19 protein-coding genes are annotated in these 20,470 nt (G+C 72.6%); 14 read left to right on the forward strand and 5 right to left on the reverse strand.

Annotation, left to right across the window (positions count from 1 at the left end; all coding sequences use genetic code 11):
* The first annotated feature begins 243 nt into the window (after positions 1–243).
* Positions 244–1,842: a citramalate synthase gene (cimA, locus tag ACQPXD_RS07135; protein ID WP_432835999.1), complete on the forward strand. Its 1,599-nt coding sequence runs from the start codon at positions 244–246 to the stop codon at positions 1,840–1,842.
* Between the two features lie 51 nt (positions 1,843–1,893).
* On the opposite strand, the gene ACQPXD_RS07140 is transcribed toward cimA, so the two are convergent.
* Both ACQPXD_RS07140 and ACQPXD_RS07145 read right to left on the reverse strand, forming a co-directional pair.
* Positions 1,894–2,379 carry a hypothetical protein gene (locus tag ACQPXD_RS07140; protein WP_432836001.1) on the reverse strand — a complete coding sequence of 162 codons (486 nt, stop codon included), beginning with the start codon at positions 2,377–2,379 and terminating at the stop codon, positions 1,894–1,896.
* A 315-nt stretch (positions 2,380–2,694) separates the two neighbouring features.
* Complete coding sequence (locus ACQPXD_RS07145; RefSeq protein WP_432836003.1) at positions 2,695–3,708, reverse strand: endonuclease/exonuclease/phosphatase family protein; 1,014 nt, start codon at positions 3,706–3,708, stop codon at positions 2,695–2,697.
* A gap of 767 nt (positions 3,709–4,475) precedes the next feature.
* Between ACQPXD_RS07145 and ACQPXD_RS07150 the strand changes: the two genes are divergently transcribed.
* The 6 genes from ACQPXD_RS07150 (at position 4,476) to ACQPXD_RS07175 (ending at position 10,982) form a co-directional block, all read left to right on the forward strand.
* Positions 4,476–5,270 carry a prolipoprotein diacylglyceryl transferase gene (locus ACQPXD_RS07150; protein WP_432836005.1) on the forward strand — a complete coding sequence of 265 codons (795 nt, stop codon included), beginning with the start codon at positions 4,476–4,478 and terminating at the stop codon, positions 5,268–5,270.
* The gene (locus ACQPXD_RS07155) at positions 5,267–5,647 is read left to right on the forward strand and encodes a hypothetical protein (RefSeq protein ID WP_432836007.1); all 381 of its coding nucleotides are present in this window, start codon (positions 5,267–5,269) and stop codon (positions 5,645–5,647) included. Before ACQPXD_RS07150 ends, ACQPXD_RS07155 begins: the two co-directional genes overlap by 4 nt.
* Positions 5,644–7,248 (forward strand): radical SAM protein, encoded by a 1,605-nt coding sequence (locus ACQPXD_RS07160; RefSeq protein WP_432836009.1) that lies wholly within the window; start codon positions 5,644–5,646, stop codon positions 7,246–7,248. Before ACQPXD_RS07155 ends, ACQPXD_RS07160 begins: the two co-directional genes overlap by 4 nt.
* Positions 7,249–7,313: 65 nt before the next feature.
* Positions 7,314–7,619, forward strand: a complete 306-nt coding sequence (locus ACQPXD_RS07165; RefSeq protein ID WP_432836011.1) for a hypothetical protein — start codon at positions 7,314–7,316, stop codon at positions 7,617–7,619.
* Positions 7,620–7,940: 321 nt separating this feature from the next.
* Positions 7,941–8,669, forward strand: a complete 729-nt coding sequence (locus tag ACQPXD_RS07170; RefSeq protein WP_432836013.1) for a hypothetical protein — start codon at positions 7,941–7,943, stop codon at positions 8,667–8,669.
* A 21-nt stretch (positions 8,670–8,690) separates the two neighbouring features.
* Complete coding sequence (locus tag ACQPXD_RS07175) at positions 8,691–10,982, forward strand: glycogen debranching N-terminal domain-containing protein (protein ID WP_432836015.1); 2,292 nt, start codon at positions 8,691–8,693, stop codon at positions 10,980–10,982.
* Here the strand turns inward: ACQPXD_RS07175 and ACQPXD_RS07180 are convergent.
* Positions 10,979–12,316 (reverse strand): PQQ-dependent sugar dehydrogenase, encoded by a 1,338-nt coding sequence (locus ACQPXD_RS07180; RefSeq protein ID WP_432836017.1) that lies wholly within the window; start codon positions 12,314–12,316, stop codon positions 10,979–10,981. The genes ACQPXD_RS07175 and ACQPXD_RS07180 overlap by 4 nt on opposite strands.
* Positions 12,317–12,349: 33 nt before the next feature.
* Here ACQPXD_RS07180 and ACQPXD_RS07185 point away from each other — a divergent pair, with 33 nt between their 5' ends.
* The 4 genes from ACQPXD_RS07185 to ACQPXD_RS07200 all read left to right on the forward strand — a co-directional run bounded on the left by ACQPXD_RS07185 (position 12,350) and on the right by ACQPXD_RS07200 (position 15,547).
* Entirely contained in the window at positions 12,350–13,177 is an 828-nt protein-coding gene (locus ACQPXD_RS07185) for a 3-methyladenine DNA glycosylase (RefSeq protein ID WP_432836019.1), read from the forward strand.
* An 83-nt stretch (positions 13,178–13,260) separates the two neighbouring features.
* Positions 13,261–13,716 carry a hypothetical protein gene (locus ACQPXD_RS07190; RefSeq protein WP_432836021.1) on the forward strand — a complete coding sequence of 152 codons (456 nt, stop codon included), beginning with the start codon at positions 13,261–13,263 and terminating at the stop codon, positions 13,714–13,716.
* 107 nt (positions 13,717–13,823) lie between these two features.
* Complete coding sequence (locus ACQPXD_RS07195; protein WP_432836022.1) at positions 13,824–14,744, forward strand: ABC transporter ATP-binding protein; 921 nt, start codon at positions 13,824–13,826, stop codon at positions 14,742–14,744.
* The gene (locus ACQPXD_RS07200; RefSeq protein ID WP_432836024.1) at positions 14,741–15,547 is read left to right on the forward strand and encodes an ABC transporter permease; all 807 of its coding nucleotides are present in this window, start codon (positions 14,741–14,743) and stop codon (positions 15,545–15,547) included. The genes ACQPXD_RS07195 and ACQPXD_RS07200 overlap by 4 nt, the downstream gene beginning before the upstream one ends.
* 38 nt (positions 15,548–15,585) lie before the next feature.
* Here the strand turns inward: ACQPXD_RS07200 and ACQPXD_RS07205 are convergent, their stop codons facing one another.
* Positions 15,586–16,509 (reverse strand): FAD-dependent oxidoreductase, encoded by a 924-nt coding sequence (locus ACQPXD_RS07205; RefSeq protein ID WP_432836026.1) that lies wholly within the window; start codon positions 16,507–16,509, stop codon positions 15,586–15,588.
* A gap of 140 nt (positions 16,510–16,649) precedes the next feature.
* Here ACQPXD_RS07205 and ACQPXD_RS07210 point away from each other — a divergent pair, with 140 nt between their 5' ends.
* Positions 16,650–17,525, forward strand: coding sequence for a LysR substrate-binding domain-containing protein (locus tag ACQPXD_RS07210; RefSeq protein ID WP_432836028.1), 876 nt, complete (start codon positions 16,650–16,652; stop codon positions 17,523–17,525).
* 198 nt (positions 17,526–17,723) lie between these two features.
* Here the strand turns inward: ACQPXD_RS07210 and ACQPXD_RS07215 are convergent, their stop codons facing one another.
* The gene (locus ACQPXD_RS07215; protein ID WP_432836030.1) at positions 17,724–18,545 is read right to left on the reverse strand and encodes an alpha/beta fold hydrolase; all 822 of its coding nucleotides are present in this window, start codon (positions 18,543–18,545) and stop codon (positions 17,724–17,726) included.
* Positions 18,546–18,944: 399 nt separating this feature from the next.
* On the opposite strand from ACQPXD_RS07215, the gene ACQPXD_RS07220 reads away from it, so the two are divergent.
* Together ACQPXD_RS07220 and ACQPXD_RS07225 are read left to right on the forward strand one after the other, a co-directional pair.
* Entirely contained in the window at positions 18,945–19,721 is a 777-nt protein-coding gene (locus ACQPXD_RS07220) for a lytic polysaccharide monooxygenase (RefSeq protein WP_432836032.1), read from the forward strand.
* 73 nt (positions 19,722–19,794) lie between these two features.
* Positions 19,795–20,352 carry a DUF305 domain-containing protein gene (locus tag ACQPXD_RS07225; RefSeq protein ID WP_432836034.1) on the forward strand — a complete coding sequence of 186 codons (558 nt, stop codon included), beginning with the start codon at positions 19,795–19,797 and terminating at the stop codon, positions 20,350–20,352.
* Positions 20,353–20,470: the final 118 nt, after the last annotated feature.

A 20,470-nucleotide genomic window follows, 5' to 3' on the forward strand; every position in this document is an offset into this window, starting at 1 on the left:
CGTGACGAACTGGGTGAATCGTGAAGCAGATCACGCCCGATCTCAAAATTCGGAATCACGTGCCACACGATGCCCGTGCGTGGCAAGCTACCGACCGTGACTCGGCTGATTATTGGCCCCTAGCGCGCCCAGCATCTATCCGCTGGCCGCGCAGACCTCTCGCATCCGCGAGGGGTCTTTTTGTTGGTACCCCCAATTCCTGAGCAGCAGCTCAACCCCGCTCTTCCCGCCAAAGGAGAAACCATGCAGGTGTACGACACGACGCTGCGCGACGGGGCCCAGCGCGAGGCGATCAGCTACTCCGTCGTCGACAAGCTCGCCGTCGCGCGGTTGCTCGACGAGTTCGGCGTCGGGTTCATCGAGGGCGGCTGGCCGGGAGCGATGCCGAAGGACACCGAGTTCTTCCGGAGAGCCCGCACCGAGCTCAACCTCAAGCACGCGGTCTTCGTCGCGTTCGGCGCCACCCGCAAGGCCGGCGTGCGCGTCGAGGACGACCCGCAGGTGCGCGCACTGCTCGACGCCGACACTCCCGCCGTGACGCTGGTGGCGAAGTCCGACCTGCGCCATGTCGAGCGTGCCCTGCGTACCACGGCGGAAGAGAACCTGGCGATGGTCCGCGACACCGTCGAGTGCTTCATCAGGGAAGGCCGCCGGGTGTTCATCGACTGCGAGCACTTCTTCGACGGCTACCACTTCGACCCCGAGTACACCTCGAGCGTCGCCGCGGCCGCCCTCGCCGCCGGCGCCGAGGCCGCCGTCATGTGCGACACCAACGGCGGCATGCTCCCGTCGCTGATCACCCGCACCGTCACCGAGGTCCGCGAGCGCCTCGCCGTCGCCCTCGGCATCACGCCCGAGGAGGCCGTCGCCCGCCTCGGCATCCACTGCCAGAACGACACCTCGTGCGCGGTCGCGAACACCGTCGCCGCGGTCGAGGCCGGGGTACCGCACTTCCAGTGCACCGCCAACGGCTACGGCGAGCGCCCGGGCAACGCCGACCTCTTCGCCGTCGTCGGCAACCTGCAGCTCAAGCTCGGCCTGCCCGTCCTGCCGGACGGCTGCATCGAGCAGATGGTGCGCGTCTCGCACTCCATCGCCGAGATCGCCAACATCGCACCCGACACCCACCAGGCCTACGTCGGGTCTTCAGCGTTCGCTCACAAGGCGGGCCTGCACGCGAGCGCGATCAAGGTGGATCCCGTGCTGTACAACCACATCGACCCCGCCGTCGTGGGCAACGACATGCGGATCCTGGTCACCGAGATGGCCGGCCGGGCCAGCATCGAGCTCAAGGCCCGCGAGCTGGGCGTCGACCTGTCCGCCAACCCGGAGGCCCTGTCCCGGGTGACGAACCGGGTGAAGGAGCTGGAGGCGCGCGGCTGGTCGTTCGAGGCCGCCGACGCCTCGTTCGAGCTGCTGGCCCGCGCGGAGCTGGCCGAGGGTGCGCTGCCGCGGCCGTTCGCCTTGGAGTCGTACCGCATCCTCGTCGAACACCGCGAGGACGGCGCCGTGGTGTCCGAGGCGACGGTCAAGGTCCGGGTGCGCGGCGAGCGGGTCATCGCCACCGCCGAGGGCAACGGCCCGGTCAACGCCCTCGACGAGGCCCTGCGCGTGGCCCTGACCAGCCACTACCCGGAGCTGGGCCGCTTCCAGCTGGCCGACTACAAGGTGCGCATCCTGGAGGGCAGCCAGGGCACCGGCGCGGTCACCCGGGTCCTCGTGGAGACCCGCGCGACCGGCGAGGACTGGACGACCGTCGGCGTCCACGAGAACGTCGTCGAGGCCAGCTGGCAGGCGCTCGTCGACGCGCTCAGCTACGGCCTGTCCCGCGTGCGGGTCTGAGCCTCGTGCGGCCGGGGGCCGGGACGCGCCGGCCCCCGCCGCGCTCAGCGGCTACGGGCACTTGTTCTGCTTGTAGGCGGCCAGCGCCGCCGGGTCGGGCTCGAAGCGCCATTCACCGTGCTGGTACTTCACCGTGTTCGTCCCGGTCTGGTTCGCCGTGCTGCCGGCCGGCATGTGCGACCACTTGATGGTCGCCGTCGAGTCGTCGACCGGCGTCACGCTCGTCACCTGGTACTGCCCCTGCTGCCCGGTGCATGTCGCCACCAGGTCGATGTACGCGTCCTTGCCGATCGCCGCCTTCGCGCCGTCGGTCCACAGATCCCAGGCCCCGGCCCAGTCGCCCTCCGACAGGCTGTCGAAGACCTGCTCGGCCGCCACCTGTGCCGACTGCGCGTCTTGCGGCTGCGCGGTCACCTCCACCGTGGGCCGGTCGGACGAGGACTCGGCGCCGTCACTCTTGCCCGAGCAGCCGGCTGCGGTACCCAGGACAAGCGGCACGGCGATGGCGAGCGCGAGGCCGCGGAACGTTCGTGTCACCCATCTGCTCCAACGTGGTTCCCGATTCGGGCGGGAGCCCGATTCGTAGGTGAAGGTACTCCCGGCCAACGAACCGCGCATAGCCGGAGGTACGCCTTCGGTCCCTTCAGCCGGCGGCCGCTACCCGGCCGGCTTCGAGCTTGCTCCCAGCCGCCGTTGAGCTCCGGATCGCGCCCCGGCACGCCTTCGTCCGTGTACGGTTTCGCGGTTTCGCGGTGCTCAGGCAGCGTCGGTTCGCTTGAGGCGTTCTTGTCGGTTCGCTTCAGGCGGTTTGGCGGGGTCGGTTCCAGGCGGGTTTGGCGGGGTCGGTTCGCTTCAGGCGTCCTTGGGCAGCGTCAGCTCGGCGAAGACGGCCTTGTGGTCGCTGTTGGGAACCTTGTGCACGGTCACCTTGCGCACGCCCACCCGCTTGTCCGCCACCACGTGATCGAGCACCACGCCCGGGATGAACCACCGCTCGTCATACGGCCACGAGGCGTCGAACCCGGCCCCGGCCACGTCACCGGCGTCGCGGTACCCCTTGGCCAGCACCGCCCGGAACCCCTCGTGGTCCAGCGTGGCGTTGAAGTCCCCGATGAGCAGGCTCACCGCCCCGCCCGGCGTGGCCGCCGGCTCCTGCGCGATGTCCCGCTCCCAGCACGCGGCCTGGTCCGCCGAGGCCGGCGCGCAGGTGTGCACCGACTCCACCCGCAGCTCCATGGCCCCCGGCACCCGGACCTCCGCCCGCGCCTGCCCGAAGTCGGACACGAACCGCCGATAGCCCAGATCCGTCACGGGGAACCGGCTGTACACCGCCGACCCGGTAACTCCCGGCCGCGGATACGACACGGCGTTGGGCAGCAGGTCGTCCAGCCCCGCACTGCGCAGCGCGTCCTTGGCCTCCGGGGTGTACTCCTGCAGCGCCAGCAGATCCACGCCGTTGCCCCGCACCAGCCCCACGATCGTCGCCGGGTCCGCCCCGCCCTGGAGCATGTTGACGCTGAGCACCCGCAACGCCGGCCCGTCCCCCGGCTCCCCGCCGTCGTCGGAGATCCACCGCGGCAACACACACGCCGCCAACGCGATCGTGGCCACCGCCGTCACGACCGCCGGCCACACCCGCTTGGTGAGCAACGCCACAGCCAACGGCACCAACGACGCGAGCGCCACATATGGCGTGAACGCGATAAGTTGCACTGCGGGAAACCCGCGGTCGAGCCCGAACACCCTCGTCGCCGCCCACACCACGAACGGCGCCACCATCAGCCAGACCACCAGATTCCACCAGCGCCGCCGCGGCCGAACGGGCTTTTCGGGCAGCAACGGCAGGGTGTCCTCCGTGGTGACCATCCTGTCAGGGTAAGCGACCGCCGCAACCCCGCCGGCCGCGCCCGCGTGGCGATGTTCTCGGCCGTGCCGGCTTCCGTGCGCTTCGCCCGCTCTGCGCCCGCCGCACTCTGCCGCTTCCGCGCCCGCGCCTGGCCTCCTCGTTCTCGCACCCGCTTCTCGCACCCGCTTCTCGCACCCGCGCTTCCGCGCCCTGGCTTCTCTGTTCCGCGTCCGGGCCTCTGTTCCGCGTCCGGGCCTCTTTTCCGCGTCCGGGCCTCTGCGCCGCGTCCGGGCGCTGTCGTCGCGTCCGCACGTTTCCGCCTCACGCCCATTGGACCGTGCGCTCCCATGCCGCGCCCGCGCCTCCGCGCCCGCGCCTCCGCGCCCGCGCCTCCGCGCCCGCGCCTCCGCGCCCGCGCCTCCGCGCCCGCGCCTCCGCGCCCGCGCCTCCGCGCCCGCGCCTCCGCGCCCGCGCCTCCGCGCCCGCGCCTCCGCGCCCGCGCCTCCGCGCCCGCGCCTCCGCGCCCGCGCTGGGCCTCCGCGCCTCCGGGCCTGCGCGTCCGCGCCGCGTGCTGGCCCGGCGTGTGTGCCTGCGCCTCCGCGCGCCCGCGCGGAGGCGGTCCGGGCGCGCCCGGACCGCCGGACTTCGCCGGCGTCGGGCGGGGCGCCTCCGCGCGGGCGCGGCGGCGGTCGATCGGTGCGGCGGCGGCCGTCGATCCCCGTGGTGGCCGTTCGGCCAGCGTGGAAGAGCCGCACGACGTTGCGGACTGGCATTAGGCTCGGCATCCGTGCACCCGGTGATCGCGCGAATCGGCCCGGTGGCGATCCTGTCCCACGACGTGTTCGTGGCGCTCGGCATCGGGGTCGCCGCACTGGTGCTGCTCTGGGAGATCCGCCGCCGCCGCGCCCAGGACGACCGCCTCTGGTACGTGCTGGCCGGCGCCCTCGTCGGCGGCGCGCTCCTGGCCCGCCTGGGCACCTGGGCACAGCACCTCGACCCGAGGGACAACGCGCCTCTGCTGGAGCAGTGGGCGTACGGCAACCGCAGCATCCTCTCCGGGCTCGTCGGCGCCTACCTGGGCGCGCTGCTCGGCAAACGCATCGGCGGCTACCCGCACAAGACCGGGAACCTGTTCGCCCCGGCCGTCGCCGCGGGCATGGCGGTCGGCCGCATCGGGTGCCTGCTGGCCGAGCCACCGGGCACCCCCACCCGACTGCCGTGGGGCATCACCCTCGACGCCGAACACGCCGCCGCCATGCATGTCCCGGCCGGTGTCCCGCTGCACCCGTCGTTCGTGTACGAAATCATCTTCCACGTCGCGGCCTTCGCGGCGCTCCTCGCGTTGCGCGGCCGGATCACCGCGCCCGGGCGCCTCTTCACGCTCTATCTCGCCGCGTACGCCGCGTTCCGCTTCGGCGTCGAGTTCGTCCGCGGCAACGAGGTCGTCTGGGCGGGCCTGACCCGCTCGCAGCTGTTCCTGCTCGGCCTGCTGCCGCTCACCGCGGCCCGCCTCGCCTGGCGGCACATGCGCGGACGCGCGCGCGATCGTAAGGTACCGAATGAAGCGGAGGCGTTGACGTGAGCTTCCCGCCCCAGCACGGCTGGACGGTCCCCCCGCCCCCGCCGGGCCCGCAGCGCCCCATCCGCACGAGGCGCGTCTTCGCCGGCATCGGCCTGGTGTTCCTGGGCCAGGTCGTGGTCATCCTGCTGGGCGTGGTCGCGGTGGTCATCGGCAGCCAGAACGCCAACTCGGAGAACGCGGTTCTCGGCATCTACCTCGAACTGCTGCTGCAGGTCGCGCTGTTCGTCGCCTGCCTCGTCGTCGGCATTGTGTGGATCTCGCGCAAGGATCGCGGCATCGGCCTCGGCATCCTCATCGGCTGGGGCGTCAGTGTCCTGGTCTTCCCCGTCGCCGGCATCGGCGTCTGCCTCGCCCTCGTCAACCAAGGACAGCTATGACCTCCGGAATGCAGCTGCGCGGCGACCGTATCCACCGCTACGTCAACGCGTTCTGCCCCGACTGTGCCGCCGAGGACCCGGATCGTCCACTGGAGACGGTCCAGCGGCTGCCGGGCTGGCTCGCCGAGCGCGACGGCCGCATCTGGCTCGAGCGCGGCTGCCCCCGCCACGGCCTCGTCCGGAGCCTCTACGACGAGTCGCCGGAGATTCTGCGGTACCTCGAACAATGGACCGCGCCCACAAAGACCCACATCCCGGACGTGGCGGGCAATTTCGCCCCCGTCCCGTCCGCCTACCTGGCCGGCCTGCCCGAGATGCAGACCCAGCACACCTGCATCCTGCTCGCCGACCTCACCGACAGCTGCAACCTGCGCTGCCCGACCTGCTTCACCGACTCGTCGCCGGCCATCGAGGGCGCCGTACCGCTCGCCGACGTGCTGGCGAGCGTCGACACGAAGCTGTCCCGCGAAAACGGCCGCATCGACGTCCTCATGCTCTCCGGCGGCGAACCCACGCTGTACCCGTGGCTGGAGGAACTCCTCGACGAGGTCTCCAAACGCAACGTCGTCCGGATCCTCATCAACTCCAACGGCGTGCGTATCGCGCGCGAGGACGCGCTGCTGGACCTGCTCACCCGCCACCGCGAGCGCGTCGAGGTGTACCTGCAGTACGACGGCGTGTCCGAGCGCGCCGCCCGCCACCACCGCGGCGCCGACCTGCGCCGCCTCAAGGACCAGGCCGTCGACCGCCTCTCCGCGCGCGGCATCTTCACGACCCTCACCATGACCTGCGCCCTGGGCGTCAACGACGACGAGATCGGCGCGGTCGTCAAGCGCGCCCTGGACACCCCGTACGTCGGCGGCGTCTCCCTCCAGCCCCAGTTCGGGTCCGGACGTTCGGGCCCGATCGACCCCGCGAACCGCCTCACTCACACGGGCGTCCTCGCGCGCCTGGGCCCGCAGACCGGCGACCTGGTCACCTGGCGCGACCTCACCGCCCTGCCGTGCTCCCACCCGCACTGCTGCTCGGTGGGCTACATGCTGCGCGACGACGCGGGCCGCTGGCAGTCCATGACCGCCCTCATCGGCCACGACCGGCTGCTGTCCTTCCTGGACCTCGCCCCCGACCTCGTCGCGAACCGCATCGCCGACGTCCAACTGCCCGCCGCCCTGCGCACGGCGGTCAAGGACTCCCTGCTCGGCCTGCTGTCGGAACAGTCCTCGCTCTCCCACCCCGACGTGGGCTCCCTGTGGCGCGATATCTGCGAGAACTGCGACCTGGGCATCTCCACCCTGACCACCCTCGTCTCGTCGTCGCTACCGGGCGGCCGCAACCGCCTGCGCAAGATGCTCGGCGAACGCGTCAAACGCATCACCGTCAAGCCCTTCATGGACCTGCACACGATGATCGAGGAACGCCTGCTGCAGTGCTGCGTGCACGTCGCCACCCGCCGGGAGGACGCGTCCGGCCAGCACGACCAGTGCGCCCCGTTCTGCGCCGTGCAGGCCTGGCCCGCCCTCTCCGCCCAACGCTTGCCTCGAGCCACCCGCCCGCTGCTGCCCCTGGCCGCCCACCGCCCCGCGCCCGAGGCGACGCCATGACCCACGCTTCGTCCACCCCCACGCCTCATGCCGGGCCGACCCCTTCGCCCACGCTTCCGCGCGCCATGCCTCAAGTTCCCGCATCGGTACCCCCGGAAGCCGCCAAACCCGCGAACGCCCCCGCCCCGTACGACCCGCTCCGCCTCTGCATCTACGCCACGATTGCCGCTCTGGCCTGGCTCCTGGGTCCGATAGCCGTCGTCGGCTTCGCCTTGCTGGGCTTCGCCGGCTACGCGCGCGCCCGCCGCCGCGGCCTGACCCGATCGAAGTGCATCCTCCGCGACACCCGCCTCGTACTGACCTACCTCGCCGCCCTGGCCCTGGCCGGCGCGGCGGCCATCACCTGGCAGCTCTACCACCTCTTCACCTGATTCCGCGCCCCGCATCGCCCGGGCGCCCGCCGTGCCGCGTCCGCGCGTCCGCAACGACGTGCCCGCATGGCCCGCGTGCCCGGCGTCCGCGCGCCCCACGCTTCCGCGTCCGCGCCCCGTTTTCCCGTGTCTGCGCCGCGCCCGTGCGCCGTGTTCGCGCCCCCGGCCTGCGCCTGCGCTTCCGCGCGCCGCGCCTGGCGCTACCGCGGCCGCGGATCCGGGCGGGACCGGGCACGCTCCGGGGCGTCCGGACGGCCGACGGCGCGACATCCAGGAGTCCCGCTGACCCGGGCCCGCAGGGCAGGTCTACGGTTGGCTGCCGTGAGTGACCTGCCGCCCGCGCTGGACCTCGGAGCCAACGGCTCGCCCAAGCCGGGGAAGCTCGACGAGCTGCCCGGCTGGCTGCGCCGCACGGAGGCGGAGCAGCGCTGGCCCGCCGCGCTCGCCATCGCCGCGGCCATCGTCATCCACCTGGTCCTGCCGCCCGACCTCGCGCCGCGGCCGCGCTGGCTGCTCCCGGGCGTCGAGGGCGCCATGCTGCTCAGCATCGTCGTGGTCAACCCGCTGCGGATCAACCGGGAAACCCGCATCCTGCGGCCGCTGAGCATCGGGCTGGCCTTCTTGCTGACCGTGGTGACCGCCTGGTCGATCTGGCTGCTCGTACGCGCCCTGTTCGACCACAGCAACGGCGACCTGCTGTCGGCCCACCTACTGCTGTGGGGCGCCGCGATCTGGCTGACCAACGTCATCGTCTTCGCCGTGTGGTTTTGGGAGAGCGACCGGGGCGGCCCCGCCGCGCGCGCGGACGCGGACTGGCCGCATCCCGACTTCCTCTTCACCCAGATGCAGGTGCCGGACCTCGCCCACCGCGACTGGGAGCCGGGCTTTTTCGACTACTTCTACCTGGCCTTCACCAACGCCACCGCGTTCAGCCCGACCGACACGCTGCCCATGTCGACGTGGGCGAAGATGCTGATGGTCGCCGAGTCGGTCATGTCGCTGGTGACCGTGCTGCTGGTGGTGGCCCGGGCGGTCAACGTCATCGGCTGACGGCCGAGCAAGAGGAGCGAGATGTCGCAGCCCCACTTCCACGACCACGTCGCCTGTGTGGCCGCGCCGGCCGCGTGGCTCTCCGGCCCGTCCGGCCGGCTGGCCGACGGCGCCGACGGCCTGTACGTCGAGGGTCGCCGCGTTCTGTCCCGCCTTGTGGTCACGGTCGGCGCCGCCGAGCCGGTCCCGCTCACGTTCCGCCGCACGGGCGCCGCGTCGGCCCATTTCGCGGCGGTACCGCAGGTGCCGCGCCCCCGCACGGCACCGCCCGATGCGGCGCCGCCGACCCCTGGCGACGATCCCACGCTCACCCTGTCGAGCCGCCGCCTCGCCGAACCGTCGGGCGGCACCGAAACGATCACTCTGGCCAACGCCGCCGACACCCCCGTCGCGGTCGACCTGGCGGTGGACCTGGCCACGGACTTCGCCGGCCGAACGAGCCCTGTCGTCGACGCCCCCGAGCCGCTCGCCCCGGCGACGGACGCTGGGGCGGGCGAGGCCGCCGATCAGATCGAGTGGCGGGCCGCCGACGGCACGACCGTACGTATCCAAATGAACCCGCCGGCGCGCGTGGACGCGGGCGGCGGCTCACCCGCGGCGGGCATCCACGCGGCCGTGCTGCGCTGGCGGGTCGACGTGCCCGCGCACGGTACCTGGTCGGCCGAGCTGCGCATCACGCGCACCGACGTGCGGCCGATCGCCCGGTCCAGGCGCTTCAGCACCCTCCGCGTCACCGCCGCCGACCGGAGGCTCGATGGCCTGGTGCGTTCCGGGGTGCAGGACCTCGACGCGCTGCGCCGCACGGACGGCGCGGACGCGTACTACGCCGCGGGCGGCCCGTGGCACCTGACGCTGTTCGGCCGCGACGCCCTCTGGGCGGCCCGCCTGGCGCTGCCGATGGGCCATGACGTCGCCGCGGGAACGCTGCGCGCGCTCGCCGCCCGGCAGGGCACCCGCACCGACCCGCAGACGGGCGAGGAGCCGGGCCGCATCGCGCACGAGGTCGCGCGCGGGGGCGCCGACGCCCATCCGGCCGTGGTGGGCTACGGCGCCGTCGATGCGACACCGCTCTTCGTGAGCACGCTCGCCGACGCCTACCGGTGGGGGATGCCCGCCGCCGGGGTCCGCGCGCTGATGCCCGTCGTCCACCGCGCCCTCGCCTGGCTGGCCACGCACGAGGACTTCATCACCTGCGAATCCGGCGGCCACCAGGGTTGGAAGGACTCGGCGCACGCGATCCGGCACGCCGACGGCCGACCGGCCCGGGGGCGGCTCGCGCTGAGCGCGGTCCAGGCCTACGCCCACCGCGCCGCGCTCGACGGCGCCTGGCTCCTGGAGCAGTTCCCGGAGGCCGGCCCGGACGCCGGCCCGGTGAGTTCCCCCGGCCCCGCGTTCGCCTTCGCTCCCGCGCTGGACGCTCTCCTGGCCGCCTCCGCGCCCGCGCCCGCGCCCGGGTCCGGGTCCGCGCCCGGGTCCGCGCCCGGGTCCGCGCCCGGGTCGCGGGCGGTGTCGACCGACGCACCTGCGGCCGAGGCGGCACCGGGGGACGCCGCGTTGGCGGTGCGCGACGCGGCGTACGACGCCGCAGGGGAGGCGAAACGCTGGCGCGAGTGGGCGGACAACCTCGCCGAGCGCTTCCGCGCGGCGTTCTGGTGCCCCGGCGGGTACCCCGCGATCGCCCTGGACGGCGACGGCGAGCGGGTCGATCTTGTCGCATCCGACATGGGCCATCTCCTCGGCACCGGCCTGCTCACCCCCGCCGAGAGCGCCGCCGTCGCCGAGCGGCTGGCCGGGCTGCGATCACCCTTCGGCATCCGCACGGTGGCGCCCGGCTCGGCCGGGTACAACTTCCTCGCCCGGCATCTTGGCTCCGTCTGGCCGCACGACAACGTCGTCGCCCTGCGCGGCCTGGCCCGGGACGGTCACCGCGCGGAGGCGTCGGCGATCGTCGCGGCCCTGCTCGACGCGGCCGAGCGGTTCGATTTCCGGCTTCCGGAGTGGTACGGCGGCGACGACCTGCCCACCCCGCACCCGGCCGCGGGCCGTCCCCGGGCGTGGGCCGCAGCGGCCGGGCCGGCGATCCTGACGGTGCTGCTCGGGCTCGACGTCGACGTGCCGGCCGGGCGGATCACGTTCGACCCGCTCGTCCCGTCGCCGGTCGGCGCGTTCCGGGTGCGCGGCCTGAAGATCTCCGACGGCGAACTCGACGTGAGCGTCACCGCCGCCGGCGACCTCACCGTCCACAATGGACCTCTCGGGGTGACGTTCCACAACGCGGACGGCACCCTCGCCAGGATCGCCCGCCCGGACTAGGCGCCGCGCGGAGGCGTGAGCCGGTAGATGGTGCCGCTGCCGTCGTCGCTGACGAGCAGCGTGCCGTCGGTGTCCACGGCGGCGTCCACGGGCCGGCCCCACCACTTGCCGTCCGCGTCGACGAATCCGGTCACGAGGTCGACCGGATCGCCGGGGCCGGACGCGGTCCACGGAATGTACAAGACCTTGTATCCCGCGGGCTTCGTGCGGTTCCACGAGCCGTGCAGCGGCACGACGGCCGCGCCGTTGAAGAACGTCAGGCCCAGCGGGGCGCTGTGCGGCGGCAGGCCCAGGTCGATCGGATCCGCCTTGGTGCAGTCGGCCTTCTGCCCGTCGCGGTTGAGCTCGTAGTCGCGCAGGAACGGCATGTTGTGCAGGCCCCGGTCGCTGTCGGGGTTGCAGAACGGCCAGCCGTAGAAGCCGCCGTCGCGTACCTTGATCATCTCTTCGGGCGGGTAGTCGTCGACGAACTGCGCCATCCGCTTGCCCTTGTCCGACTTGCCGTCGCCGTCGACATCGCGGTCGTCGGGCACCAGCGTGTTGTCCCGGTTGTTGACGACGATCCACAGCTCGTCGGTGTCCGGGCGGAAGGCGAGGCCCTCCGCGTTGCGGATGCCACGCGCGAGGAGGCGCCCGGACGCGTCGGTGCCCGTCGCCGGGTAGGCGTAGATGGCGGCCCGTTGCGGGTCGCTGACGGTGTCCTGGACGCAGGCGTTGCAGGTGGAGGCGATCGAGACGTACAGCGTGTTGCCATGGACAGCGATGTTCTTGAGCACGTGTGCGTACGAGCCGTGCAGCTCCGGGGTGCTGGTGTCGGGCAGCCCGTCGACCACGACCTGCCCGTCGTGGGCCTTCAGGTCGCCGTTGACATACGGATAGCGCACGATCCGGTGCGATTCGGCGATGAAGAGGTACATCTGCCCGTTCAACGGCGCGAACACCATGTCGTGCGGCTGCCGCAGCCCCGTCGCGAAGTCCGATGCCGCGCCCGCGCGCAACAGCCGCACCTTGCCGGCGCCCGGCTGCGACACCAGCAGATCGCCGCTCGGCGTCAGCGCCAGGAAGCGCGCCTTGTCGACCCGCGCGTAGACCGACGCGGTCCAGCCGGCCGGCAACTGGAGGTACCGCTCCCGATCAAACGGCGCGGACGCGAGCGCGGGTGGCACCTCGACCTTGACCCGGGTCGGCCGGCCGAGCCCGGCCGCGGACGGCGGACCACCCGGGCTCGAAGGCCCCGGCCGCGCGGGCGCGGACTCCGCCGAGTCACCCGAACCGGACGAGCAGGCCGCGAGGGCCAGCGTGCAGGCGAGCGCGAAGGCCCAGAGCTTGCGCATAGAGCCGACGCTACCCTCTCCTAAGCTGGACGGGTGGAGCTCATCGTTCTGGACCGCCCGACCTGGGAGGCGCGCCGCGCCGCCCACGAGGCGCGCGTGGACGCGTGGATCGAGCCGCACCTGGCCCGGCGGCGGCGCGGCCGCAAGCATCCGGTCGAGGACTTCCTGTTCACGTACTACTCGTACCGGCCCGCACAGCTGCGCCGCTGGCATCCGGGCGCGGGCGTCGCCCTCGCCGGCGCCGGCACGGAGCCGGCCGCGGTGCCGCCCGGCCGCGCGGACGCGATCGCCTGGATCCGCGACCTGCTCGCCGCTACCGCCACGCGGGCGCCGCACCTGGGCTGCTTCGGCCTGCACGAGTGGGCGATGGTGTACCGGCAGACGCAGGACGAGCTGCGCCACAACGCGTGGCCGCTGCGCCTGGGCGCGCGCGGCACGGACGCGGTCGTCGAGGCCGGCCGGATCCGGTGCAGCCACTTCGACGCGTTCCGCTTCTACACCGCGCCCGCGCGCCCGCTGAACCTGCTGCAGCCGACCCGCGACACCCAGATCGCCAACGAACAGCCCGGCTGCCTGCACGCCAACATGGACCTCTACAAGCACGCCTACAAGCTCGCCCCGCTGGTGCCGGCCGAGCTCGTCGCCGCCTGCTTCGAGCTCGCCCGCGACATCCGCACGCTCGACATGCAGGCCTCCCCGTACGACCTGGCCGATCTCGGCTACGAGCCGGTCCGGATCGAGACCGTCGAGGGGCGCGCACGGTACGTCGAGGCGCAGCGCTCCTTCGCCGAGCGCGCCGCCCCGTTGCGCGGCCGCCTTCTCGCCGAGTGCGACAGGCTCCTGGCGGCTGCTGGCAACTGACCGCTGGGTGGAACCCGCGCGCGGGCGCCTAGTGTATAAGTCGGATTCATGTTGCGGCGGGAACTCGGGTCCGGGGAGTGGCGATGAGCGAGGTACGGCGGCGGTTGGGACCCTTGCTGGGCATGTGGGACACGACCGCCACCGTGAACGGGAAAGTCACCATGCGCGGCTGGACCAGCTTCGCGTGGGCCGACGAGGGCGAGTTCCTCGTCCAGCGCGCGGACGCGGACCCGCCGGGCGAAGACGTGCCCAAGGAATGGGTGACCGACTCGCCGTTTCCCACGACTTCAGTCATCGGCTACGACGAGGCCAGCCGGACATTCACGATGCTGTACTCCGACGCCCGTGGCGTCCTGCGGGTGTACGGCATGGATCTCGACGGCGGCCAGTGGCGGATCTGGCGCGCCGCGGAGGGGTTCAACCAGCGGTTCACCGGCAACGTCGAGGCCGGCGGCAAGCGCATCTCCGCCTCCTGGGAGATGTCGAAGGACGGCCTCAAGTGGACCAAGGACTTCGACGTGACCTACACGCGCGGCTGAGCGACCTCACAGGCTCTCAAAGCCCGGCCACAGCATCAATTCACTACCTTCCGCTGAGACGGTGCGCCCGCGCGGGGGCGGGCCGATCCCGGCGGAAGGAAACCACCATGATCGAGGCTGTCGGCCTCACGAAACGCTACGGCGAACGCATCGCCGTCGACCGGCTGTCGTTCACCGTCCGGCCCGGTCAGGTCACCGGGTTCCTCGGCCCGAACGGCGCCGGCAAGTCGACCACGATGCGCATGATCGTCGGCCTGGACGCGCCGACCGAGGGCACCGTCACGGTCAACGGCCGCCCGTTCGCACGCCTGGACAACCCGATGCGCGAGGTCGGTGCCCTGCTCGACGCCAAGGCCATCCACGGCGGGCGCAGCGCGTACAACCACCTGCTCTGCCTCGCGCAGAGCAACAACCTGCCGCGCGGGCGCGTCGACGAGGTGCTCGAGATCGTCGGCCTCACCGGCGTCGCGCGGAAGCGCTCGAACGGCTTCTCGCTCGGCATGGGCCAGCGGCTCGGCATCGCCGCCGCCCTGCTGGGCGACCCGAAGGTGCTCATGTTCGACGAACCGGTCAACGGCCTCGACCCCGAGGGCATCCTGTGGATCCGCAACCTGATGCGCTCCCTGGCCGCCGAGGGCCGCACCGTGCTCGTCTCCAGCCACCTCATGTCGGAGATGGAGCACACCGCCGACCACCTGCTCGTGATCGGCCGGGGCCGGATGATCGCGGACTGCACGGTGCGCGAGTTCATCGACCGCAACTCCGCACTCGCCGTCCGCGCGCGGACGCCCGACGCCGCGCGCCTCGCCGACCTCGTCACCCGCGACGGCGGCAAGGTCGCGCCCGAGCCCGACGGTGCGCTGCTCATCACGGAGCTGCCGCTGCCGCGCGTCGGCGACCTGGCCTTCGACAACGGCGTCCGCTTGCACGAACTCGCGCCGCTGCAGGCCTCACTTGAGCAGGCGTTCATGGAACTGACCAAGGACAGCGTCGAATACCAGGCGGCGATCCCGGGAGAACAACGATGACAGAGTTGGTACTTCCACGAGCCGGCCTCGCCGGCATGCTGCGCTCGGAATGGACGAAGCTGCGCACCGTGCGCTCCACGATGTGGTCGCTCGTCGCCATGGCCGGCATCGCCATCGGCCTGATGTCCCTCTTCGCGTGGGCGCTGATGCAGCAATGGAGCACCGCCGACGACGGCAGCCACAGCTACTTCACCCAGCACCCGCTCGAGATCGTCATCGCCCGGCCGGTCTTCATCGCCCAGCTCGTCATCGCGGTCCTCGGCGTGATGGTGATCTCCGCCGAATACACCACCGGGATGATCCGCTCCACCCTGCAGGCGCAGCCGCGCCGGCTCACCGTCCTCACCGCGAAGATCCTGGTGTTCGCGTCGCTCATGCTCGTCGTCGGCGAGGTGCTCGCCTTCGCCGCGTTCTTCCTCGGCCGCGCCATCATCGCCGAGCACATCCCGGTCTCGCTCGGCGATCCCGGCGTGGCCCGCTCGGTCGCGGGCGCGGGGCTGTTCATGGCGGTGCTGGGCCTGTTCTCGCTGGCGTTCGGCGCGATCATCCGCCACACCGCGGGCGCCATCACGGGCGTCCTGGGCCTGATCCTCATCGTGTCGCCGCTGACCGCGCTGCTGCCGGGCAGCTGGGGTGCCCACATCAATGCCTGGATGCCCACCAACGCCGGCCAGCTGATCTTCGAGCCGACCCTGTCCCCGGACGCCCTGCTGACCCAGTGGCAGGGCCTCGCGGTGTTCGGCGGCTGGACGGTGCTGCTGCTGGCCGTGGCGGCGTACTTGTTCAAGACCCGCGACGCCTGACCCGGCCCGGCATCGCGCGGATGCGGCGCGGGCGGGGCTCACGAGGCGAGCCGGACCACCTCGTCGGCGCAGCCCCACGACAGGGTGACGCCCGCGCCGCCGTGTCCATAGTTGTGGATGAGCCGGGTGCCGCGCGGGAGCGGTTCGGCGGCCGGCTCGACCCGCGGGCCGCCGTGCCGGGCGGGCCGAAGCCCGGCCGCCTGCCGCAGGGGCCGCGCGCCGGCCAGCTCCGGGACCAGGTCGGCGCACCGGCGCAGGATCGCCTCCGTCGTGGCCGGGTCCGGGGTCTCGTTCCAGTCGCCGGGCTGGAACGTCCCGCCGAGGACGACGTCGCGGGAGCGCGGGTGGATGTACGTCATGCCGTCCGGGTGATCCTCATCGCGGATCGACGTCACCAGGCCCGGGTTGGCCACGATGACGATCTGGCCGCGGGCCGGGAACACCGCCGGATCGTCGGCGAGGGCGCGGGCGGCCAGCCCCGTCGCGTTGACGAGCGTGCCCGCCTGCCCGGCCAGGTCGGCGAGACGGTCCACGCGCCCGCGCGCCAGCGTGCCGCCGAGGTGCTGGACGCGCTCGGCGAGCCACTGGAGGTACACCTCCATTTCGACCGATGGCACGGTGAAGCGCCACTCGCCCGGATGCGCCGCGAAGCCGGGCACCGCCGAGGACCACCACGGCGTGCCGGCCGGCGCGCGCAGCAGCATGCGGGTGGGGCGCCGGGCGGTGCCGGGAACGCCGTCATCAGCCTGCGTCATGAGCTCGTCGTAGGTGCGCTTCGCCCACGCGAGGACGCGCGGGTCGGCGTCGGTGTGCGTCGGGTACCACACCGCGGCCGCCAGGCGGGACACGGTCCGGGTGGGGTCGTCGGCGGTCAGCACGCGCACCCGCGCGCCGCTCTCCAGCAGTCGCACGGCGCTGGTCAGGCCGATGACGCCGGCGCCGAGCACGATCACGTCGTCCATGCCTCCAGGCAACCAGTGCCAGGCCGGAACGTCCAAGTCGCTTGCGCTACCGCGCGATAAGGCGCGCTTATGACCGGACCGTGGGCCGGCGACGGCCTCCGCGGCGCTGGCGCGTGATAAGCCGCGCTTATGCTCGGGCGATGGACCTGCGACGGCTGCGGTACTTCGCCGTGCTGGCCGAGGAACTGCACTTCACCCGCGCGGCCGCGCGGCTGCACATCGCGCAGCCGGCGCTGAGCCAGCAGGTCCGGGCGCTGGAGCGAGAGTTCGGCGCGCGGCTCGTCGAGCGCGGCGCGGGCGCGTGCACGCTGACGCCCGTCGGCACCGTGGTGGCCGCGGAGGCGACGCTGCTGCTGGCCCAGGCCGACGCCGCGCGGGAGCGCATCGCCGCGGCCGCGCGGGGACAGGGCGGGCGAATCCGCCTGGCATACACCCGATCGGCCCGCGGCGGCCGTGTGGACGCCCTCGCCGACCGCTTCCGCGCGCAGAACCCGCGCGTCGAGATCATCCCCGAGACCGGCTGGCACGCGCCGAACGTCGCGGGGCTGCTCGCCGGGCGGTACGACGCGGCGTTCGTCCGGCCGCCCCTGGACGAGCCCGGCATCGGCTGGCGGCTCGTCGACACCGAGGAGCTGCGCCTCGCCCTGCCCGCCGGCCATCCGCTCGCCCGCCTGCGTCGCGTGCCGCGCGAGGCGGTCGCCGGCCAGCCCGCGGTCATGTGGCCGCGGGAGAACGGGCCGGGCATGTTCGACCGCATCGTCGCGCAGGTGTGGCCGGCCGGCGGCTTCAACCTGGTCCGCTACGAGCCCGACGACGAGCAACTCCTGCGCGCGGTCGCGGCCGGAGGCGTCGTCGCGGCGGTGCCCGAGGGCCGGGCCCGGACGCTGCGTGTGCGCGGCGTGGTGCTGCGCCGCTTCACGCCGCCGGCGCCGATCGTGGACATCGGGCTGGCGTGGAACGAGCGGACCGCCACACCGGTCGTCCGGCGCCTCCTCGCGACCCTGGAGGAGCTCTGAGGAGGACGACGGCCCACCGGTGCGGCACGTTCGAGATCGCGTGGCGGCCGCGGGTGTTACGAGGCTTCGACCGCCGCGCGGCCGGGCACCCGGACGATGCCGGACGCATGGCACCGGCAAGATGGCGCGTCCGGGCGCGCCGCCCGCCGGTCGTCGCGGCGATGGCGTCGGTCCGTGGCGAACGCGAGCGAGGCCGCGTCAGTCAGTGACGAAGGCGAGCAGGTCGGCGTTGAACGCCGCCTCGTATGCGCCGTTGAGGCCGTGGGGCGCGCCCGGGTACACCTTGAGCTTCGCGTTCTTCAACAACTGCGCCGTCTTGGGCGCGGCCGCCTTGATGGGCACGATCTGGTCGTCGTCGCCGTGGCCGACAAGGACCGGGATGTCGATGCGCTTGAGGTCCTCGGTGAAGTCGACCTCCGAGAACTCTCTGACGCAGTCGTACGCGGCCTTGAGGCCCACCCCCATGCTCATCAGCCAGAATGCGTCGCGCAGGCCCTGCGACACGGTGTTGCCGGGCCGGTTGGCGCCGTAGAAGGGCGCGCTCAGGTCCCGGTAGAACTGGGAGCGGTCGGCCAGCAGGCCCGCGCGGAGGCCGTCGAAGGTCTCCATCGGGCTGCCCTCGGGGTTGGCGGCGGTCTTGAGCATCAGCGGGGGTACCGCGCCGAGCAGCACCGCCTTCGACACGCGGGACGTGCCGTGCCGTCCGAGGTAGCGGGTGACCTCGCCGCCGCCGGTGGAGTGCCCGACCATGACCGCGTCGCCGATGCCGAGGTGGTCGAGGAGTTCGCCGAGGTCGTCCGCGTACTGGTCCATGGTGTTGCCCGCCCACGTCTGCGTGGAACGGCCGTGGCCACGGCGGTCGTGGGCGATCGCGCGGAAGCCGTTGGAGGCCAGCAGCATCAGCTGGTTGTCCCAGGCGTCGGCGTTGAGCGGCCAGCCGTGGCTGAACACGACGGGCCGGCCCGATCCCCAGTCCTTGTAGAAGAGCTGGGCGCCGTCGGATGTGGTGATGAAGGGCATGACGTCTCCTCGCGGCTAGATCCGGGCCTGGTCGGGGTCCGGTTCGCGCTGGCCTGCCGGCCACGCTGCGGCCGGATATACCCCCGGCACGGACGGGAACCGGCGAAACGCGGCGTTCGGCCGCGCCCGCCGGGTGATTGCCCGGATGAGCCGCGTCCGCGCGGCAGGCTCCCGCGTCCGCGCGGAGGCGTGACGGGTCGCGGCGCGGGGCCTTCAAACACACTGGGCCGGCGGTCGCGCGGGAGGTCTGAGGGCGGGGCGCGGGCGCGTCGAGGAGGAGGCTGAACCCTACCTTAAGAGAGAGCGCTCCATTTACAGATATTCATAAAGGTTATTTACTGTTAACAATCCTTCCTTTACATTGGCGGCATTACCCCCACCGCTGGAAGGAGCGATTGGATGCGCAAAGCGATCGCTGCGGTACCCATCACGCTCGTCACCGTGGCCGCCGCACTGCTGGTGACGGCGTCCTCGGCGTCGGCGCACGGGTACATCTCCTCACCACCGAGCCGGCAGGCGATGTGCGCGCAGGGCCGCGTGGCCAACTGCGGCGAGATCGTCTACGAGCCCCAGAGCGTCGAGGGTCCCAAGGGGCTCACGAGCTGCAGCGGCGGCAACAGCCGGTTCGCCGAGCTCGACGACCCCAACAAGGGCTGGCCGGCCACCTCGGTCGGCAACAGCGTCACCTTCACCTGGGTGTTCACCGCGCGCCACGCCACGACGAACTTCGAGTACTTCATCGGCGGCACGCGCATCGCCGCCGTGGACCTCGGCGGCCGGCAACCCGACGCGACCGTCTCGCACACCGTGAGCCTCGGCGGCCGTACCGGACGGCTGCTGGTGCTCGCGCGATGGAACATCGCGGACACCACGAACGCGTTCTACTCGTGTGTCGACCTGCAGGTCGGCGCCGGCAACCCGACGCCGACGCCCACGCAGCCGTCGCCGAGCCCGACGCGTCCGAGCCCGTCGCCGACCCGGACGCCGTCGAGCTCGCCCACCGCACCGCCGACGACCACGCCGCCGGCGGGCACGACCACCTGGGCCGCCGGCACCGCGTACAAGGTCGGCGACCGGGTCACGTACAACGGCGTGACCTACCAGTGCCGCCAGGCGCACACCGCGATCGCGGGCTGGGAACCGCCCAATGTCCCGGCCCTGTGGCAGCGCGTCTGACCTCGGTACCGCTCGAACAGGGGTGGCGCCCCGGCTTCCGGGACGCCACCCCGCGCAAGGAGACCCACGGAACATGAAACGCTTCGCGCTTCTTCTCGCGGCGTTCCTCCTGGCGGGCTGCGCCGCCGCCCCGGCACAGCCCGCCCCCGCGGGCACCGAGCAACGCGTCTTCAACGACACCGACGTGATGTTCGGCCAGATGATGGCCGCCCACCACAGCCAGGCGCTGGAAATGGTCCGGCTGGCCCGCACGAAGGCGGTTCGCGAGGACGTGCGCATCCTCGCGGCCGCGATCGACGTCACCGAGACCGACGAGCTCAAGACCATGCAGGTGTGGCTGGGCGCATGGGGCCAGCCGCCCACCGCGGACGCGTCCGCGCACGCGGGTCACGGCGGCGCCCACGGCACGAACGCGGAGGACATCAAGGCGCTCGCGGCCACCAGCGGCACCGAGTTCGAGACCAAGTTCCTCAACATGTTCATCGCGCACCAGCACAACGCGATCGAGATCGCCCGCATGGAGACCGGCAGCGGAGTGAACCCCGGCGCGCTCGACCTGGCCCGGCGCATCGACGAGTCCCGGACCGCCGAGATCCAGCAGATGCTGGGGTACCTCAACGAGCCGGCCTGACCCACGGCATTCCCGACGCCCATGAGCCGCCGGGGCGCCGCGCCCGGACGCGCGCCGCGGCGCCCCGGCGGCACGGAGTTCGCCGCGAGGGGCGCCCTGGCGCGTCCGAGCGTCGGAC

The sequence above is a fragment of the Dactylosporangium sp. CA-092794 genome, assembly GCF_050948465.1.
Classification (GTDB): Bacteria; Actinomycetota; Actinomycetes; order Mycobacteriales; family Micromonosporaceae; genus Dactylosporangium.

Coding starts and splice junctions, on each gene's coding strand:
- cimA (WP_432835999.1), top strand. CDS start 244: ATGCAGGTGTACGACACGACGCTGCGCGACGGGGCCCAGCGCGAGGCG.
- ACQPXD_RS07145 (WP_432836003.1), bottom strand. CDS start 3,708: ATGGTCACCACGGAGGACACCCTGCCGTTGCTGCCCGAAAAGCCCGTT.
- ACQPXD_RS07160 (WP_432836009.1), top strand. CDS start 5,644: ATGACCTCCGGAATGCAGCTGCGCGGCGACCGTATCCACCGCTACGTC.
- ACQPXD_RS07165 (WP_432836011.1), top strand. CDS start 7,314: ATGCCTCAAGTTCCCGCATCGGTACCCCCGGAAGCCGCCAAACCCGCG.
- ACQPXD_RS07175 (WP_432836015.1), top strand. CDS start 8,691: ATGTCGCAGCCCCACTTCCACGACCACGTCGCCTGTGTGGCCGCGCCG.
- ACQPXD_RS07180 (WP_432836017.1), bottom strand. CDS start 12,316: ATGCGCAAGCTCTGGGCCTTCGCGCTCGCCTGCACGCTGGCCCTCGCG.
- ACQPXD_RS07190 (WP_432836021.1), top strand. CDS start 13,261: ATGAGCGAGGTACGGCGGCGGTTGGGACCCTTGCTGGGCATGTGGGAC.
- ACQPXD_RS07195 (WP_432836022.1), top strand. CDS start 13,824: ATGATCGAGGCTGTCGGCCTCACGAAACGCTACGGCGAACGCATCGCC.
- ACQPXD_RS07200 (WP_432836024.1), top strand. CDS start 14,741: ATGACAGAGTTGGTACTTCCACGAGCCGGCCTCGCCGGCATGCTGCGC.
- ACQPXD_RS07205 (WP_432836026.1), bottom strand. CDS start 16,509: ATGGACGACGTGATCGTGCTCGGCGCCGGCGTCATCGGCCTGACCAGC.
- ACQPXD_RS07210 (WP_432836028.1), top strand. CDS start 16,650: ATGGACCTGCGACGGCTGCGGTACTTCGCCGTGCTGGCCGAGGAACTG.
- ACQPXD_RS07215 (WP_432836030.1), bottom strand. CDS start 18,545: ATGCCCTTCATCACCACATCCGACGGCGCCCAGCTCTTCTACAAGGAC.
- ACQPXD_RS07220 (WP_432836032.1), top strand. CDS start 18,945: ATGCGCAAAGCGATCGCTGCGGTACCCATCACGCTCGTCACCGTGGCC.
- ACQPXD_RS07225 (WP_432836034.1), top strand. CDS start 19,795: ATGAAACGCTTCGCGCTTCTTCTCGCGGCGTTCCTCCTGGCGGGCTGC.